A 16395-nucleotide genomic window follows, 5' to 3' on the forward strand; every position below is an offset into this window, starting at 1 on the left:
CGGGGCCCTGCCGCGTTCCGGGTCAGCGCGCGGGCCTCAGGGGGCCGTGGGCAGGGGAGTGGGCAGCGGTGAGGCGAAGTACGTGGCCGCCGCCAGCCGGGGCCCCTGCGAGCCCGTGGGCGGCAGGAACGACAGCAGCCACAGCGACCCCTTCTTCGCCTGCGGTGCCGGGGCGGGCAGCGGCACACCGTCGCGCCGCGCCAGCGACGCGACCAGGTCCGGAATGACCTTGCCCTGACTGCACACCAGCGGCGTCCCGCCCCCGGCGGCCAGTTCGACGAACCGGGCCCGCGCGCGATCCGGGTCGCGCCAGTAGACCTCCTCGGACAGCCACGGGTCCTGCTCGGTCTCCACCCCGGCGTCGGCCGCGACACCGCTGACGGTCCGGACGCACCGCAGCCGCGGCGCGGACACCACCCTGTCCGGACCGAACAGACCGAGCACCACACGCAGTCCCTGCGCCTGCCGCACGCCGGCGTCCGACAGCGGCCGCAGGTCGTCGTCGCCGGTCCACTCGTCGCGTTTGCCCGCTTTCGCGTGCCGCACCAGCAGTACGGTCGTGAGCCCGGCGGGCAGCGCGGCGAAGTCCCGCACAACGTCCACATCGGCCGGCCGGGTGAGCGTCGCCTCGGCCTCGGCCGGCGTCAGCCAGCGCAGCTCGTCGACCTCGTCGTTCGGCTCGAACCGGCCGCCGGCCACCCGCGCGCTGAAATAGTCGACGGTCTTCGGGACGGCGTCCACGGTGTAGCGGATCTGCCGCAGGTACCGGCCGAGCACGGGCGTGAACCCGGTCTCCTCCACGGTCTCCCGCGCCGCGGCGACGTGGATCGTCTCGCCCGGGTCGAGCTTGCCCTTGGGCAGTGACCAGTCGTCGTACCGCGGCCGGTGCACCACGGCTACGCGTGGTTCGGAGCCTTGCCACAGGACCACGCCGGCGGCGCGGATCGGTGAACTCACCCGGCCGCTCCGTGGCGTGTGATCAGCTCGAACTGGTGGTCGCGGACCTCGGACCGGTCGGCGGGCGCGGGCGACCACTCGCCCGTCGAGGTCAGTACCCAGCAGCGCGTGTGCTCGTCCAGCGCGGAGTCGAAGATGTCGTCCAGCTGGGCGGTCAGCTTGGGATCCTTGACCCGCACCAGCGCCTCGATGCGCCGGTCGAGGTTGCGGTGCATCATGTCGGCGCTGCCGATCCAGTACGAGTTGCCACCGCGGAAGTGGAACACCCGCGAGTGCTCAAGGAACCGGCCGAGGATCGACCGCACGGTGATGTTCTCGCTGAGCCCCTCGACCCCCGGTTTGAGCGAGCAGATCCCGCGCACCACGATCTCGACCGGCACACCGGCCTGCGACGCGTGGTACAGCGCGTCGATGACCTGCTCGTCGACGAGCGAGTTGCACTTGATCCGCACACCGGCCGGACGGCCGCGCCGCGCGTGCTCGATCTCCTCGGCGATGCGGCGCAGGATGCCGCGCCGGATGCCGTTGGGGGCGGTGAGGATGCTGCGGAACCGGTCCTGGCGCGAGTAGCCGGTGAGGACGTTGAACAGGTCGGTCAGGTCCGAGCCGATCTCCGGGTCTGCCGTCAGCAGCCCGAGGTCCTCGTAGATCCGCGCCGTCTTCGGGTTGTAGTTGCCGGTACCGATGTGGCAGTACCGCCGGATCGTCGACCCCTCCTGCCGCACCACCAGCGCCGTCTTGCAGTGCGTCTTGAGCCCGACCAGTCCGTAGACGACGTGGACTCCCGCGCGCTCCAGCGTCCGCGCCCAGGTGATGTTGGCCTGCTCATCGAAGCGCGCCTTGATCTCCACCAGCGCCACGACCTGCTTGCCGGCCTCGGCCGCGTCGACGAGCGCGTCGACGATCGGCGAGTCGCCCGAGGTGCGGTACAGCGTCTGCTTGATGGCCAGCACCTTGTCGTCGGCGGCGGCCTGCTCGATGAACCGCTGCACGCTCGTGGAGAACGAGTCGTACGGGTGATGCACCAGCACGTCGCCCTCGCGCAGGGTGGCGAACACGCTCTTGGGGGTCTCCCGCTCGCCGAACGCCGGGTGGGTCGCCGGGACGAACGAGCGGTACTTCAGCTCCTTGCGGTCCACACCGGACAGTTGGTGCAGGCAGGTCAGGTCGAGCAGGCCGGGGACCTCGACGACGTCGTGCGGGTCCACCTCCAGCTCTCGCAGCAGCAGTTCGAGCATGTGCTCGCTCATGTCCTGCGCCACCTCGAGCCGCACCGGCGGGCCGAACCGGCGCTGCGCCAGCTCCCGTTCCAGCGCCTGCAGGAGGTCCTCGTCGCGGTCCTCCTCGACCTCGAAGTCGGCGTTGCGGGTGATCCGGAACACGTGGTGCTCGGTGACCTCCATCCCGGTGAACAGTTCACCGAGATGGGCCGAGATCAGTTCCTCCAGCGGCAGGAATGTCGCCGTCCGTTCCTCCCGCCGCTGCTCCACCCGGATGAGGCGGGGGACGTTGTTGGGCACCTTGACCCTGGCGAACCGCTCGGTGCCGCCCTCCGGGTCGCGCACCGTCACGGCGAGGTTGAGCGAGAGCCCCGAGATGTAGGGGAACGGGTGCGCCGGGTCGACCGCCAGCGGGGTGAGCACCGGGAAGACCTGGTCGCTGAAGTAGTTGGACAGCCGCAGGCGGTCCGGGTCGTCGAGGTCGGCCCAGCCGACGATCCGGATGCCCTCCTGCTCCAGCAGCGGCCGCAGCTCCTCCTCGAAGGCGCCGGTGTGCCGCTCGACGAGGTCCTGGTTGCGCTTGGCGATGTAGGCGAGCTGCTCACGCGGGGTGAGCCCGTCGGCGCTGCGGACGGACAGGCCCGTCTCGTCGCGGCGCTTCAGCCCGGCGACCCGGACCATGTAGAACTCGTCCAAATTAGACGCGAAGATCGCCAGGAACTTGACCCGCTCCAGCAGCGGCTGGGAGGAGTCCTCGGCCAGTGCGAGCACCCTGGCGTTGAAGTCCTGCCACGACAGCTCCCGGTTGAAGTAGCGGTCGTCGGGCAGGCTGTCGGCCAGTGGGGCGACCACGGGGGTCACGGCGGGTGGCGCCGACGGTACCGAGTGTTTCTCCTGGTGGCGAGGCTGTGCGAGCTCGCCCTCGCCCGTGGGCGTGGGTGGACTGCTCTGTGTGGGTGGGGCCGGTGTCTCGTGCTGCTCGCTCACACCTGCATTGTTCCCCACGCCCGCGCGAGTTGCGCGGATCGAGTTGTTCTTGTCTCTTCAGTTCTCAACCGAGACAGCAACTCTCACCCAGAAGCGTCGCCGTATGTTCACCCAGGCCGATTCGCCGGGCGTGGGCGAGATCGGCGGCGGTGTCCACGTCGCTGCGCAGGCTCGGGGCGTCGACGTCCAGCGGCACCGCACCGGAGGCGGTGTGCGCGAGCGCCGACCCCGGGCCGAACAGCGGATTCAGCGGCGCACCCGGCGCCGACACCAGCAGCGTGGTGCCCGTGCCCTGCCGGTCGGCCACGAACGCCCGCCTGCCCGCCGCGGCCGACAGCGCCGCGGACAGCTCCTCGGCCCGCAGTGCGGGCAGATCTGCCTGCAGGGCGGCCACCACGCCGGTCGGGTCGGCCGCGCGCAGGATCCGTTCACCGTGCCGTAACGCCGTGTTGAGATCACGGGCCGCCCCCTGGTCGACGACTTCCGCGCCCAGCATGCACAGGCCGGACAGCGCCGCGGGGTCGGCGGCGACCACCAGCACCCTGCGCACCACGCTGCTCGCGGTCGCCGCGCCCACCGTGTCGGCGGCGAGTGCGAGCACCAGCTCGGTGTGCGTCTCCTCGTCCTGCGGGTGGTAGTCGACGGCACCGCGCAGGCGTGACTTACCCACGTTCGGCGGTTTCATCGGGACCACCAGGTCCACCTCGAATGCCACGTCACCATCTTTACCTGAGCCGGAACCACCACGCACAGGCCGCGTCCGACGGATGGCTCCTGCTGCGCGCGGCCAGCGCGGCGATCGCCTGCGTTGTCGGCAGACCCGAGTACGACCCAGTACGAGGATCTGCCTCCGCCTTGGCGATCACCACGCTGATCCACGCTCGCGACGGAGCCACCCATCGGACACGGCCTAGGATCTCTGCCATCGGACGCAGGAGGAGAGTTGGCTGATCGGGAGAAGGGCGGGTTCTGGGTCGGCGCCGCCGCCGCACTGTTCTACCCGCTGACCTGGATGGCGCGTCGGGTCTACCGGGGAGCCGAGCGCATCCCGCGGCAGGGGCCGGCGCTGCTCGTGCTGAATCACGTGTCCCACCTGGACCCGGCGGTCGACGCGGTGTTCGTGCACCGGCAGAAGCGGGTCCCGCGGTTCCTGGCCAAGGACAGCGTCGCCAAGGCGCCGATCTTCGGCCGGATCTTCCTCGGCTCCGGCGGCATCCCGGTGTACCGCGGGTCGGCGACGGCGGGTGACAGCCTGCGGGCCGCGCACCAGGCGTTGCGGGAGGGCAAGGTCGTGGTGATCTACCCGGAGGGCACGATCACCAAGGACCCGGACGGCTGGCCGAAGCGCTCGTTCACCGGCGCCGCGCGCCTGGCGATCGAGAACGACGTCCCGGTCATCCCGATCGCCCGCTGGGGCACCCAGGACATCTTCAACGGCTACACGAAGAAGTTCCGGCCGTTCCCCCGCAAGACCGTGACCCACTCGGTCGGCGAACCGATCGACCTCGGCGCCTACCGGGGCAGGCAGGCGAGCAGCGCCACGCTGCGCGAGGTCACCGAGCTGATGATGGACCGGGTCACCGACCTGCTGGCCGACGTGCGGGGCGAGCAGGCCCCGGCCAAGAAGCCGGAGCAGCCGGGTGATTGAGCGGATCACCGTGCTCGGTGCCGGTTCGTGGGGCACGGCGTTCGCCAAGGTCCTCGCCGACGCCGGGCGTGAGGTCACCCTGTGGGCCCGCCGCGAGGAGGTCGCGGAGGAGATCCGCACCGCCCGCACCAACGAGTCGTACCTGCCCGGGGTGACGTTGCCCACGCTGGACGCGACGGCCGACCCGGCGCGGGCGCTGGACGGCGCGCAGGCCGTGGTGCTGGCGGTACCCAGTCAGAGCCTGCGGGCCAACCTGACCGCGTGGCGGGACCTGCTGCCGGCCGGCGTCACCCTGGTGAGCCTGGCCAAGGGCGTCGAGCTGGGCACGCTGAAGCGGATGAGCGAGGTGATCACCGAGATCGCCGGAGTGCCCGACGGGCAGGTGGCCGTCGTGTCCGGGCCGAACCTGGCCAGGGAGATCGCGCAGGGCCAGCCGGCCGCGGCCGTCGTCGCCTGTGCCGACCACGAGCGTGCGGTGGCCGTGCAGCGGGCGAGCTTCAACTCCTATTTCCGCCCGTACACCAACACCGACGTGGTCGGCTGCGAGCTGGGCGGGGCGTGCAAGAACGTCATCGCGCTGAGCTGCGGCATGGCTGCCGGGCTGGGGCTGGGGGCCAACACGATGGCCACGCTGATCACCCGCGGCCTGGCCGAGACGGCGCGGCTGGGCGTCAAGCTGGGCGCCGACCCGCTCACGTTCGCCGGCCTGGCCGGGCTCGGCGACCTGGTGGCCACCTGCTCGTCGCCGCTGTCCCGCAACCGGACGTTCGGCGAGCGCCTCGGCCGGGGCGAGACGCTGAAGCAGGCACAGGAGGCCACCGGCGGTCAGGTCGCCGAGGGGGTCAAGTCGTGCTCGTCGATCCGGGCGCTGGCCGACCTGCACGGTGTCGACATGCCGATCACCGACGCGATGCACCGGGTGTGTCACGAGGACGTCGACCCCCGCAAGGTGGGCGCCGAGCTGCTGGGCCGCTCGCAGAAACACGAGTGGTCCTGACGGCGTTCGGTCCGGCTCCGGCGCAAGGCACGTGAAGGCCACCTTCATCACGTGAGACGTCAGGGTCCCGGCAAAGTCCGGTGACCGCGGCCGCGGCGCTGCTGCGAAGGGCACCTTGGTGGCGAGATTCGCCAGGATGGTGCCGTTGGCTGCGAGTGTGGGGTCTCGTTCGTGTGACCGGCGGTGCCGTTGTGGTGGCCGGGTCAGCTGGATTGGTGTGAAGGCCGAGTTCCTGTCGTCTGACTTGATGAAGGTGGCCTTCATGCGCTTCCCGGCCCGGGTCTCGCCGCCTCGGCGAGCACAGCGTGCACAACAGGCACAACGGGCTCAGCAGTCCCACCGGCCACCACGAACGAGACCCTCGCGCGTCGGGCACAAGCACGTGAAGGCCACCTTCACCACATGAGACGTAATGAAGGTGGCCTTCACGTGCATTGACGGGCCGTCCCGGAGGCTGGGACGGGTTGACCGACGGTGACGGGTGCGGTTGAGTGGTCGCCGTGTTGATGCGTGCGCGGTTCGAGACGGGGTCGCCCAGCCAGGGGCCTTCCCGTCTTACCGCGCTGTGTCCGTGTTGTCGCTAGCCGCGAATCCACGCCCGGCCGACAACCCACATCCAAGGACACACCCAGCCATGTTCGCTGTTCCGGACAACACCCTGCTCGCGCCCGAGAACCCCGCCCTGCGTCACCCCGTGCGGGTCGCGCTCGAGGTCGCCACCGACCGTGACCGCTGGCGGCACCTGCTGCGTTACGACCCCGACCAGCGGTTCTTCACCCTCGTCGAGCGCGACGAACACCAGGAGATCTGGCTGATGGGCTGGCTACCCGGCCAGCAGACCGACCTGCACGACCACGGCCACTCGACCGGCGCGTTCACCATCGTGTCCGGCTCGCTGACCGAGACCGTCACCCGCCGGACCGCGTCCGGCAGGGTCATCACCGAGGTGCACCCGCTCTCGCCCGGCCAGTCCCGCGTGTTCGGCCCCGGCTACGTCCACCAGGTCCGCAACGAGGGGCCCGACCCCGCGGTGAGCGTGCACGTCTACCGCTCCGGCGGCCGCACGATGCGCAGCTACCTGCCGGATCCGGTCAGCGGCCCCGTGCGCGTCGGCTGACGTGCGGCGGCACCGGGGTGCCGACGGCCAGGTCGGCTGAGGACTCCGGCTCGCCGAAGACCGTCCGCACCGGCAGCACACCGGCCCACGCCGGGGAGTTCAGGACGTCCTCCGGCTCGTCGGTCGGGTCGCCCGCCCGCACCTTCACCGACGCCTCGGCCAGCCCGACCGCCAGCACGCTGACCGCGGCGAGTTCCTTCGCGTTCAGGTCCCTCGCGTAGCCCCACGAACCCGGCGCCAGGTGGTCGGTGAGCACCCGCAGCCCGCGTAGCTTCTCGTCCGGGTCGGTCACCGGGCGGGCGTTGCCGTGCACGACCGCGGAGCGGTAGTTCATCGAGTGGTCGTTCACCGAGCGGGAGTAGACGATGCCGTCGAGCAGGGTGACCGTCACGCACACGGCCACGCCCCGCGCGGCCTCCCGGAGGTTGCCCGAGCCGGTCGACCCGTGCACGTAGAGCGTGTCGCCGTCCCTGCCGTAGCCGGTGGGCAGCACGACCGGCGATCCGTTGAGCACCAGGCCGAGGTGACACACCAGGCCGGCGTCGAGGACGTCGTACAGTGCCTGACGATCGTCGCGGGCGCGGTCTCGCTTGCGGGTCAGCGTGCTGCGTGGGGTCGGCGAAAGGGTCATACGCTGAGCATGAACACCCATAGTGGACTTCGAGAATAGCCAAAAGTAGTACAATCTAGCAGTCCACTTGCCGGAGGAGGCCGCCGTGTCCGAGACCGCGCTGCCGGTCACGCTGGACCGCGATGCGGACGTACCGCTCGCGGTGCAGCTCGCCGACGCGCTGCGGGCCGCCGCGTCGGCGGGACACCTGCGGGGAGGGGACCGGCTGCCGTCGACCAGGGCGCTCGCCCGCAGGCTCGGGGTGAGCCGGACGGTCACCTCCGCCGCCTACGAGCAACTGCATGCCGAGGGCTGGATCGCCGGCAGGCACGGCTCGGGCACCTACGTCACCACCTCGCCACCGGAGCGCTCGAGGCCCGCCGACGCCGCCACACCCGGCCCGCAGCGCGCGCCCGCGCCGCTGCTCGACCTGACCCCCGGCGTTCCGTGGGCGGAGGGACTGGACCGTTCGGCGTGGCGCCGCGCCTGGCGAGCCGCCGCCGACGCCCCGGCTGAGGCCCGTTCGGAACGGGCAGGCCTCTACGAGTACCGCACGGTGATCGCCGAGCACCTGCTGCGTCATCGCGGCCTCGTCGCGGGCACCGAGTCGGTGCTGGCCACCGGCGGCACGACCGCGGCCGTCATCGAGCTGGCCGCCGCCGTGTTCGGCCGCGACGACGTCATCGCCGTCGAGGAACCCGGCTACCAGCGGGCCGTGCAGGCGCTGCGTGGTTACGGCCTGCGTGTCGTCGGCGTGCCGGTGGACGACGAGGGCCTGCGGCCGGGTGCCGTGCCGCCCGGTGTGCGGGCGGTGTACTGCTCGCCCGCCCACCAGTACCCGATGGGCAGCCGGATGAGCGCCGCCCGCCGGGTGGAGCTGGTCGAGCGGGCGCGGGCGGAGAACATCCTGCTCATCGAGGACGACTACGACGGCGAACTGCGCTTCGACGTCGCGCCGCTGCCGCTGCTGGCCGCGCTCGCCCCGGACGTCGTCGTCCACCTGGGCACGACCAGCAAGATCCTCACGCCGACGCTGGGCGCGGGCTGGATGGTCGCGCCCGCCGCGGTGACCGCCGCCGTGCTCGACCACCGGGACCGCACCGGCACCCGGCCCTCGCCCGCCGGGCAGCGGGTGCTCGTCGAACTGGCACGTCACGGCGACCTGGGCAGGCACCTGCGGCGGCTGCGCCGCGAGCTGGCCGAACGCAGAACCATGCTGGTCACCGCGCTGCGGGCAGGCGGCGTGCGGGTGCTCGGTGACGACGCGGGTGCGCACCTGGTGGTTCCGCTGCCGTCGGCGCAGGTCGAACGCAGCACCGTCGCCGCCGCCGAGGCGAAAGGCATCCGGCTGGACAACCTGGGCAGGCATTTCGCGGGCGAACCCACCACGCACGGGGTGGCGATCGCCTACTCGAACTGCTCGCGGGAGGCCCTGCAGCGGGCCCTTGACGTACTGGTCGAACTACTGCGCTGACAAGCGCCCGGTAGGGTGACCGGTCATGAACGGCGCGAACTCCCGCAAGATCCGGGTGGCGGTCGTGTTCGGCGGCCGCAGCACCGAGCACACCGTCTCCTGCGTTTCCGCTGGCAGCATCCTCGCCAACCTCGACACCGACCGGTTCGACGTCATCCCGATCGGCGTCACCCGTCAGGGTGGCTGGGTGCTCGGCACGTCGGACTCCGAGCATCTGAAGATCACCGGGTCGCGGCTGCCGACGGTCGACGGCGGCGCCGCGCTGGTTCTCGCCGGTGACCCGACCCGCCGCGAGCTCGTCTCGCTGGACGCTGGCACCGAGGCGCTCGGCGCGGTCGACGTCGTGTTCCCCGTGCTGCACGGGGCGTTCGGCGAGGACGGCACCATCCAGGGTCTGCTGGAGATGGCCGACGTTCCCTACGTCGGCCCCGGCGTGCTGGCCAGTGCCGCGGCCATGGACAAGGAGTTCGCCAAGAAGCTGTTCGTCGCCGAGGGGCTGCCCATCGGCGACTACGCGGTCGTCCGCCGTGGACAGTCCACTCTGGACCAGGCGACGCGGGACCGCCTGGGGCTGCCGGTGTTCGTCAAGCCTGCCCGCGCGGGTTCGTCGATCGGCATGAGCAAGGTCACCGACTGGGCCGAGCTCGACGCGGCCATCGCGCTGGCCCGCGAGACCGACCCGAAGGTGCTCGTGGAGGCCGCGGTCGCCGGCCGCGAGATCGAGTGCGGCGTGCTGGAGTTCCCCGACGGCCGGGTCGAGGCGTCGCTGCCCGCCGAGATCCGCATGCTGTCCGAGGACGACTCGGCCTGGTACGACTTCGAGAACAAGTACCTGGGCGACGGCGCGGAACTCGACATCCCGGCCAAGCTGGACGACGCGGTGACCGAGCGGATCCGCGCGACGGCCGTGCAGGCCTTCCACTCGCTGGACTGCCAGGGGCTGGCGCGAGTCGACTTCTTCCTGCGCGAGGACGGCGAGCTGCTGATCAACGAGGTCAACACCATGCCGGGCTTCACCACGACGTCGGCCTACCCGAAGATGTGGGGCGTCACCGGCGTGGACTACCCGACGCTGCTCACCACGCTCATCGAGACGGCCATGGCCCGCGGAACGGGCCTGCGTTAGGTAAGGAGTGCGCTGAACAGCCCCGCCCTGCTGCGCGGCGCCCAGGCGGCGCCTCGCTGCGTTGTCGGATCGCCCGAGTACGGTCCAGTACGAGGGCGATCCTCCGCCTTGCGAGGCGGCGCCTGGATCACCGCTCGCGACGGGCGGGGCCGTTCAGCACACTCCTAGAACCGCAACGGCTGCGGCGGCAGCGCCGCGGCCACCACGTCGGACACGGTCTGCAGCGGCCCGGTGCCCGCGGTGTCCGGCACGGTCAGCGCCGCGTAGACCTCACGGTCGACGGCGTACCAGGTCGCCGTGCCCGCGCTCTGCACCTGCAGCCACTGCACGCCGTTGACCAGCCGCAGCGGCGCCGTCGGGGTCAGCTCCGGTGGGCGGTCCAGCCCGCAGCGCAGCACCACCGGCGCCGGGTCGCCCCAGGCCGCGGCGGCGGGCGGCGCCGGGTCGGCCAGCGTGCGCCGGGCCAGCGGCCGGCCGTTCGAGGTCAGTTCACCGGGCATCCGCTCGATCAGCCGCGCGCAGGCTGGGGTGCCCGCCTGCGGGGCGGGAACGGACACCAGCGGCAGCGGACCGCCCGCCGCGGGCTGGTCCGGCTCCGGCTTGTTGGTCACGATGCCGAAAACCGCCACGCCCGCGGCGAAGAGCACCGCGATGACGGTGGCGGTGACGATCAGGACCCGCGGGGGGCCTCCCGTTTCGGTGTCTTGCTCGGGCACCCGCCTACTACAGCATGTCGTCGATCAGAGGTTGACCACGGGGCAGGTCAGCGTGCGGGTGATGCCCTCGACGTTCTGCACCTTGGCGACGACGAGCTGGCCGAGCTGGTCGACGTTGTCGGCCGCCGCGCGCACGATGACGTCGTAGGGGCCGGTCACATCCTCCGAGCTGGTGACACCAGGGATTCCGGAGATCTCGGCCGCGACCGACGCGGCCTTGCCGACCTCGGTCTGGATCAGGATGTATGCGTGGACCACGGCGCGCCCCTTCGGCTTGATCGGTCGGCTACGGGTAGGAACGTGGAAGGAACTTACCCCAGTTCGGACAACGATAGGGGGTCCGACTATTGGAGATCAGGAGGCGACCACGTGCCGAACGACACACCGGAGAAGCCGACCGTGGCCGCGACGGGCGAGTTCGGTCTGATCCGCGCCGTCACCACGGGCCGTAGACAGCCGGAGTCGACGCTGCTCGGCCCCGGCGACGACGCGGCCGTCGTGGCCGCACCCGACGGCCGGACCGTGGTGTCGACCGACGTCCTGGTCCAGGGCGTGCACTTCCGGCTGGACTGGTCGGCTCCCGAGCACGTCGGGCGCAAGGCCGTCGCCGTGAACCTGGCCGATGTCGCCGCCATGGGCGCGCGGCCGACGTCGGTCCTGGTGGGACTCGCGTGCCCGGCCGACACACCCACCGACGTGATCACCGAGCTGGTCGACGGCATGTGGGGCGAGGCCGAGCGGGCCGGCGTCGGCGTCGTCGGCGGCGACGTGGTGCGGGCCGACCAGCTCGTGGTGAGCGTCACGGCGCTCGGCGACCTGGAAGGCCGCCAGCCGGTCACCCGGTCGGGCGCGCGGCCGGGGGACATCCTCGCGCTGTGCGGGCGGCTGGGCTGGGCCGCGGCCGGGCTCGTGGTGCTCGGCAGGGGTTTCCGGTCGCCGGTCGGCGTGGTGAATGCCCAGCGCTACCCCGAGCCGGACTACGCCGCGGGTCCGGCGGCGGCCGTCGCGGGTGCGACGGCCATGATCGACGTGTCCGACGGCCTGCTGGCCGACCTCGGGCACCTGGCGGCCGCCTCCGAGGTCGGTCTCGACGTGCGGACCGAGCGGCTGGAGGTGCACCAGCGCCTGCGCGAGGTCGGCCAGGCGCTGGGGGCCGACCCGATGAGCTGGGTCCTCACCGGCGGGGAGGACCACGCGCTGGCCGCGACGTTCCCGCCGTTCGCCGATCTGCCGGAGGGCTGGCGGCGGATCGGCTCGGTCACCATGCCGGACACCGGCGTCACCGTCGATGGGGAACCGCACAACGGGGAGCCGGGCTGGCAGCACTGGCGTTAGGGTCCGGTCGTGCAGATCAAGGTGGTGCCCTACGACGACCCGGACGCCCAGAAGCTGATCGCCGAGGTCCAGCAGGAGTACGTGGTCCGGTACGGCTCGGCCGACGCCACCGTGGTGCGGGCGGAGGAGTTCGCCCCGCCGCTCGGGCTGTTCGTCGTCGGCTATCTCGACGGTGTCCCGGTGGCCACCGGCGCGTGGCGGGTGCGCGACGCGGACGGCGGTCACCTGCTCGACGGGGACGCCGAGATCAAGCGCATGTACGTGTCGGCCACCGCGCGTGGCCGCGGGCTGGCGCGTGCGGTGCTGGCCGAGCTGGAGTCGACGGCCCGGGCCGCGGGCAGGCGGCGGATGGTGCTGGAGACCGGGACGAAACAGCCGGAGGCCATCGCCCTCTACGAGTCCAGTGGCTACACCCCGATGTCCGGTTTCGGTTACTACGCCGACGAACCGGACAGCCGGTACTTCAGCAAGTCGCTTGTGGAGGACTAGTGGCGATCTACGCGCTGGGCGATCTGGTGCCCGACATCCACCCCGACGCCTACGTTCATCCGGACGCCACGGTCATCGGCGACGTGCGGATCGCCGCGTTCGCGTCGGTGTGGCCGCAGACCGTGCTGCGGGGCGACGGCGGGTACATCGCCATCGGTGAGCGCAGCAACGTGCAGGACGGCTGTGTCGTGCACTGCACGACCCGGCACCCCACGCTGATCGGCCCGGAGTCCGCGCTCGGGCACGCGGTCCACGTGGAGGGTGCGACGATCGGCACCCGTTGCCTGATCGCGTCGGGTTCGGTGGTACTGAACGGGACGGTCGTCGAGGACGACGCCGTGGTCGGCGCCGGGGCCGTGCTGTCCTACGACAAGCGGGTGCCGTCCGGGCACATCGCACTCGGCGTGCCTGCGAAGACCAGGGAGAACACCTCGTTCGGGCCGGAGAACGTCGCCGCCGTCGTGGAGAGCTACGTGCGCAGGTCGGCGCGCTTCCGGGCGGAGCTGCGGCGGATCGGTTAGGGCGCTGACACGGCAGTGTGACGGCGCCTATAGAGTCGCTGGCCGTGACCGCACGACCGCTGCACGAGATCGTCGAAGCCGGCTGGGCGAAGGCCCTCGAACCCGTGGCGGACAACATCGCCGCGATGGGGGACTTCCTACGGGCGGAGATCGCGGCAGGGCGCCGTTACCTCCCCGCGGGCGACCACGTGCTGCGGGCGTTCCAGCAGCCGTTCGACGGGGTGCGGGTGCTGATCGTCGGCCAGGACCCGTACCCGACGCCGGGGCATCCGATCGGCCTGTGCTTCGCCGTGGCGCCGGACGTGCGGCCGCTGCCGAAGAGCCTGATCAACATCTACAAGGAGTACTGCGACGACCTCGGTCACCCGCCGCCCGCCAACGGCGACCTGACGCCGTGGACCGAGCAGGGCGTGCTGCTGCTCAACAGGGCGCTGACCGTGTCGCCGGGGCGGCCCAACTCGCACCAGGGCAAGGGCTGGGAACAGGTCACCGAGCAGGCCATCAAGGCGCTCGCCGAGCGTGGCGGGCCGCTGGTCGCCATCCTGTGGGGCCGCAACGCCCGCAACCTGCGGCCGATGCTGGGCGAGGTGCCGTGCATCGAGTCGGCGCACCCGAGCCCGCTGTCGGCGCACAACGGCTTCTTCGGGTCGCGGCCGTTCAGCAGGGCCAACGAACTGCTGGTGCGGCAGGGCGCCGAGCCCCTGGACTGGAAGCTCCCCTAACCGGCCGGCGCCGTCCGCGCGCCCAGGTGCCGGTGCCAGTCCCGGCCAAAGCACGTGAAGGCCATCTTCATTACGTGAGACGTCAGGGCCCCGGCAAAGTCGGGCGTCCGATGTGAGCGAGGGAGCTTTGCTGGCGAAGAAGGGTAGTAAAGCTCCCTCGCTGCTTTACGGGTGTGACTGGTGGGGCTGGTGTGGTGACCGCGATAGCCCGGTGTTCGGATGAAGGCCGAGTTTCTGTCGTCTCATGTGATGAAGGTGGCCTTCACGACCTTCCCGTACCGGGGTAGCAGCCTCACCAGTCACACCCGACCCAGCAGACCCAGCCGTCACCACGAAAGAGACCCAGCAAACTCCCCCAATGTGGCATTGGGGGAGTTCAAGTTCCCCAATGCCACATTGGGGGCACACAGCACCCCGGACTTTGCCGAGGCCCTGACGTCAGACGTGGTGAAGGTGGCCTTCACGTGCTTCGCGGCCCCGGTGGGCCCGTGCACGCCAAACGGCCCGGGGACCTGACGGTCACCCGGGCCGGTTCGGCTTGGCGCGAGGGTCAGCCGCGAACGACCTTGCCGGCCTTCAGGCAGGACGTGCAGACGTTCAGCCGCTTCCTCTGCGACAGACCGACCTTGGCGTGGACGGTCTGGATGTTCGGGTTCCACCGGCGAGAGGTACGCCGGTGGGAGTGCGAGACCGACTTGCCGAAGCCGGGCCCCTTGCCACAGACGTCGCACACGGCAGCCACGTCGAACACTCCTTTGGATCAGGGAAGACAACACAGCCCGCCACGGCGGGCAACTCGAAACAGGGTAACTGGTGCGTTCCGGGGGGCCGGAACCGGGTCGATACCCTCGCACCCGACGCTGTGCGAGGAGGGTACCGGTGCACGAACTGGACGCGGCCGCCGTGACCGGCTGGGCCTCGGCGTGCGTGCACACCCTGGACGTCCTGCGTCCCGAGATCAACGGCATCAACGTCTACCCGGTGGCCGACTCCGACACCGGCTCCAACCTGCTGCACACGTTCACCGGCGCCCGCGACACCCTGGCCGCCGAATCCGAACCGGCTGGGGCCGGTGCCGCGCTGGCCGTGCTGGCCCGCGGCGCCGTCGCGGCCGCCAGGGGCAACTCCGGGGTGATCATGTCGCAGGTCCTGCGGGGCCTGGCCGAGTCGGCGGGCGACGCCGAGCGGCTCGACGGCCCCACGCTCGCGCGAGCACTCGGGCACGCCGACCGGGTCGCCACCGGCGCCGTCACCCGGCCGGTCGCGGGCACCATGCTCAGCGTGCTGCACGTCGTGGCCGACGCCGTGCGCGACCTGACCGCTCCGCTGCCGGAGGTCGCGCGCCGGGCCGTCGACGCGGCGGAGCGGGCCCTGCGCAACACCCCCAACCAGCTCCCGGTGCTGGCCCGCGCCGGGGTGGTCGACGCGGGCGGCCGCGGCCTGGTGGCCGTGCTCGACGCGCTGCTGGGCGTGATCACCGGCCGCGAGCAGGCCACCGAGGTGCCCGTCCACACCGAGATCCGGCCGGAGCCGGCCGCGCGGGCCCCGTATGCCTGGGAGGTCATGTACCTGCTCGACGGCGCCGACAGCGACGCCATCCCCGCCCTGCGCACGGCACTGAGCGGGCTCGGCGACAGCGTCACGGTCGCGGCCGACGGCGCGGGCAGTCACGCCGTCCACGTCCACTGCGCCGACATCGGCGCAGCCATCGAGGCCGGAATCGAGGCGGGCAGGCCCCGCCGGATCCGGGTCGAACCGCTGATCACCCCCGCGCCACTGGAGCCGGCCGGCGGGCTGGACCGGACGGTCGTCGCCGTGGTCCACGGGGAGAAACTGGCCGAGGTGCTGCGGGCGGAGAACGTCGCGGTCCTGTCGGTGCCGACTGGTTCAGTACCCAGCGTGGAGCAGATGCTCGGGCTGATCACGGAGACGGCCGGGGAGCACGTCACCGTGCTGCCCGGCGGGGCCGAGCTGACCGCGGCCGCCGACGCCGCCGTCGGGCACGCCATGGCAGGCGACCGCGATGTCGTGATCATCCCGTGTGCCTCGCCGGTCCAGGTGCTGGCCGCGCTGGCCGTGCACGACCCGGCGCGGCGGGTCAACGACGACGTCGTCGCCATGGCCGAGGCCGCCGCTGCCACCCGCCGCGGCGAGCTGCGGGTCGCCGCCGGGGAGGCGCTCACCTGGGTCGGCCGGGTGTACGCCGGTGACGTCGTCGGGCTGGTCGACGGCGAGGTCGTGCTGATCGAGCAGGGTCCGGCGGATGACGACGACATCGCCGCCACGGCCGTCCGCGTGCTCGGCCGGATGCTGGCGCTGGGCGGCGAGCTGATCACGGTCATCACCGGCGCCGACGCCCCGGCCGGCATCGAGCGGGTACTCGCCGAGGAGCTGCGGGCGGAACATCCCGAGGTGGAACTGACCTGCTACGCCGGCGACCAGACCGACACCGTGCTGCTGATCGGGGTGGAGTGAC

17 protein-coding genes are annotated in these 16395 nt (G+C 71.7%); 10 read left to right on the top strand and 7 right to left on the bottom strand.

The annotated features are described in order from the left end of the window. Positions 1-36 precede the first annotated feature (36 nt). From EWH70_RS07195 to cofC, 3 genes are all read right to left on the bottom strand, one after another. Complete coding sequence (locus tag EWH70_RS07195) at positions 37-957, bottom strand: NUDIX hydrolase (RefSeq protein WP_130474470.1); 921 nt, start codon at positions 955-957, stop codon at positions 37-39. After that, positions 954-3038, bottom strand: a complete 2085-nt coding sequence (locus tag EWH70_RS07200) for an RNA degradosome polyphosphate kinase (RefSeq protein ID WP_240686848.1) — start codon at positions 3036-3038, stop codon at positions 954-956. The genes EWH70_RS07195 and EWH70_RS07200 overlap by 4 nt, the downstream gene beginning before the upstream one ends. 190 nt (positions 3039-3228) lie before the next feature. Further along, positions 3229-3849, bottom strand: a complete 621-nt coding sequence (cofC, locus tag EWH70_RS07205; RefSeq protein ID WP_130474716.1) for a 2-phospho-L-lactate guanylyltransferase — start codon at positions 3847-3849, stop codon at positions 3229-3231. A gap of 258 nt (positions 3850-4107) precedes the next feature. On the opposite strand from cofC, the gene EWH70_RS07210 reads away from it, so the two are divergent. The 3 genes from EWH70_RS07210 (at position 4108) to EWH70_RS07220 (ending at position 6926) form a co-directional block, all read left to right on the top strand. After that, on the top strand, positions 4108-4812 hold the full coding sequence (locus EWH70_RS07210; protein ID WP_130474472.1) for a lysophospholipid acyltransferase family protein: 705 nt from the start codon (positions 4108-4110) through the stop codon (positions 4810-4812). After that, positions 4805-5809, top strand: coding sequence for an NAD(P)H-dependent glycerol-3-phosphate dehydrogenase (locus tag EWH70_RS07215; RefSeq protein WP_130474473.1), 1005 nt, complete (start codon positions 4805-4807; stop codon positions 5807-5809). Before EWH70_RS07210 ends, EWH70_RS07215 begins: the two co-directional genes overlap by 8 nt. Positions 5810-6443: 634 nt before the next feature. After that, positions 6444-6926: a cysteine dioxygenase gene (locus EWH70_RS07220; RefSeq protein ID WP_130474474.1), complete on the top strand. Its 483-nt coding sequence runs from the start codon at positions 6444-6446 to the stop codon at positions 6924-6926. Here the strand turns inward: EWH70_RS07220 and EWH70_RS07225 are convergent. Continuing rightward, entirely contained in the window at positions 6901-7557 is a 657-nt protein-coding gene (locus tag EWH70_RS07225; protein WP_130474475.1) for a pyridoxamine 5'-phosphate oxidase family protein, read from the bottom strand. The two genes, EWH70_RS07220 and EWH70_RS07225, sit on opposite strands and share 26 nt — an antisense overlap. A gap of 85 nt (positions 7558-7642) precedes the next feature. On the opposite strand from EWH70_RS07225, the gene pdxR reads away from it, so the two are divergent. Together pdxR and EWH70_RS07235 are read left to right on the top strand one after the other, a co-directional pair. Continuing rightward, positions 7643-9010 carry a MocR-like pyridoxine biosynthesis transcription factor PdxR gene (pdxR, locus tag EWH70_RS07230; RefSeq protein ID WP_130474476.1) on the top strand — a complete coding sequence of 456 codons (1368 nt, stop codon included), beginning with the start codon at positions 7643-7645 and terminating at the stop codon, positions 9008-9010. A gap of 25 nt (positions 9011-9035) precedes the next feature. Further along, a complete protein-coding gene (locus tag EWH70_RS07235) occupies positions 9036-10136 on the top strand; it encodes a D-alanine--D-alanine ligase family protein (RefSeq protein ID WP_130474477.1) in 1101 nt (366 codons plus the stop codon). A gap of 164 nt (positions 10137-10300) precedes the next feature. Here the strand turns inward: EWH70_RS07235 and EWH70_RS07240 are convergent, their stop codons facing one another. Next, positions 10301-10852 (bottom strand): DUF3515 domain-containing protein, encoded by a 552-nt coding sequence (locus EWH70_RS07240; protein WP_130474478.1) that lies wholly within the window; start codon positions 10850-10852, stop codon positions 10301-10303. 24 nt (positions 10853-10876) lie between these two features. Further along, positions 10877-11110, bottom strand: a complete 234-nt coding sequence (locus tag EWH70_RS07245) for an Lrp/AsnC family transcriptional regulator (protein WP_130474479.1) — start codon at positions 11108-11110, stop codon at positions 10877-10879. 111 nt (positions 11111-11221) lie between these two features. On the opposite strand from EWH70_RS07245, the gene EWH70_RS07250 reads away from it, so the two are divergent. Genes EWH70_RS07250 through EWH70_RS07265 form a run of 4 tightly spaced genes read left to right on the top strand, consistent with a single transcriptional unit; the run spans position 11222 to position 13919 of the window. Continuing rightward, positions 11222-12187, top strand: a complete 966-nt coding sequence (locus tag EWH70_RS07250; RefSeq protein WP_130474480.1) for a thiamine-phosphate kinase — start codon at positions 11222-11224, stop codon at positions 12185-12187. Positions 12188-12196: 9 nt separating this feature from the next. Further along, complete coding sequence (locus EWH70_RS07255) at positions 12197-12676, top strand: GNAT family N-acetyltransferase (protein ID WP_130474481.1); 480 nt, start codon at positions 12197-12199, stop codon at positions 12674-12676. Beyond that, on the top strand, positions 12676-13197 hold the full coding sequence (locus EWH70_RS07260; protein WP_130474482.1) for a gamma carbonic anhydrase family protein: 522 nt from the start codon (positions 12676-12678) through the stop codon (positions 13195-13197). Before EWH70_RS07255 ends, EWH70_RS07260 begins: the two co-directional genes overlap by 1 nt. 44 nt (positions 13198-13241) lie before the next feature. Next, the gene (locus tag EWH70_RS07265) at positions 13242-13919 is read left to right on the top strand and encodes a uracil-DNA glycosylase (protein WP_130474483.1); all 678 of its coding nucleotides are present in this window, start codon (positions 13242-13244) and stop codon (positions 13917-13919) included. 550 nt (positions 13920-14469) lie between these two features. On the opposite strand, the gene rpmB is transcribed toward EWH70_RS07265, so the two are convergent. Continuing rightward, positions 14470-14661: a 50S ribosomal protein L28 gene (rpmB, locus tag EWH70_RS07270; protein WP_130474484.1), complete on the bottom strand. Its 192-nt coding sequence runs from the start codon at positions 14659-14661 to the stop codon at positions 14470-14472. 137 nt (positions 14662-14798) lie between these two features. Between rpmB and EWH70_RS07275 the strand changes: the two genes are divergently transcribed. Then, positions 14799-16394, top strand: coding sequence for a DAK2 domain-containing protein (locus tag EWH70_RS07275; RefSeq protein WP_130474485.1), 1596 nt, complete (start codon positions 14799-14801; stop codon positions 16392-16394). The last annotated feature ends 1 nt before the right edge of the window (position 16395 follow it).

It is taken from the genome of Amycolatopsis suaedae, assembly GCF_004214935.1.
Classification (GTDB): Bacteria; Actinomycetota; Actinomycetes; order Mycobacteriales; family Pseudonocardiaceae; genus Amycolatopsis; species Amycolatopsis suaedae.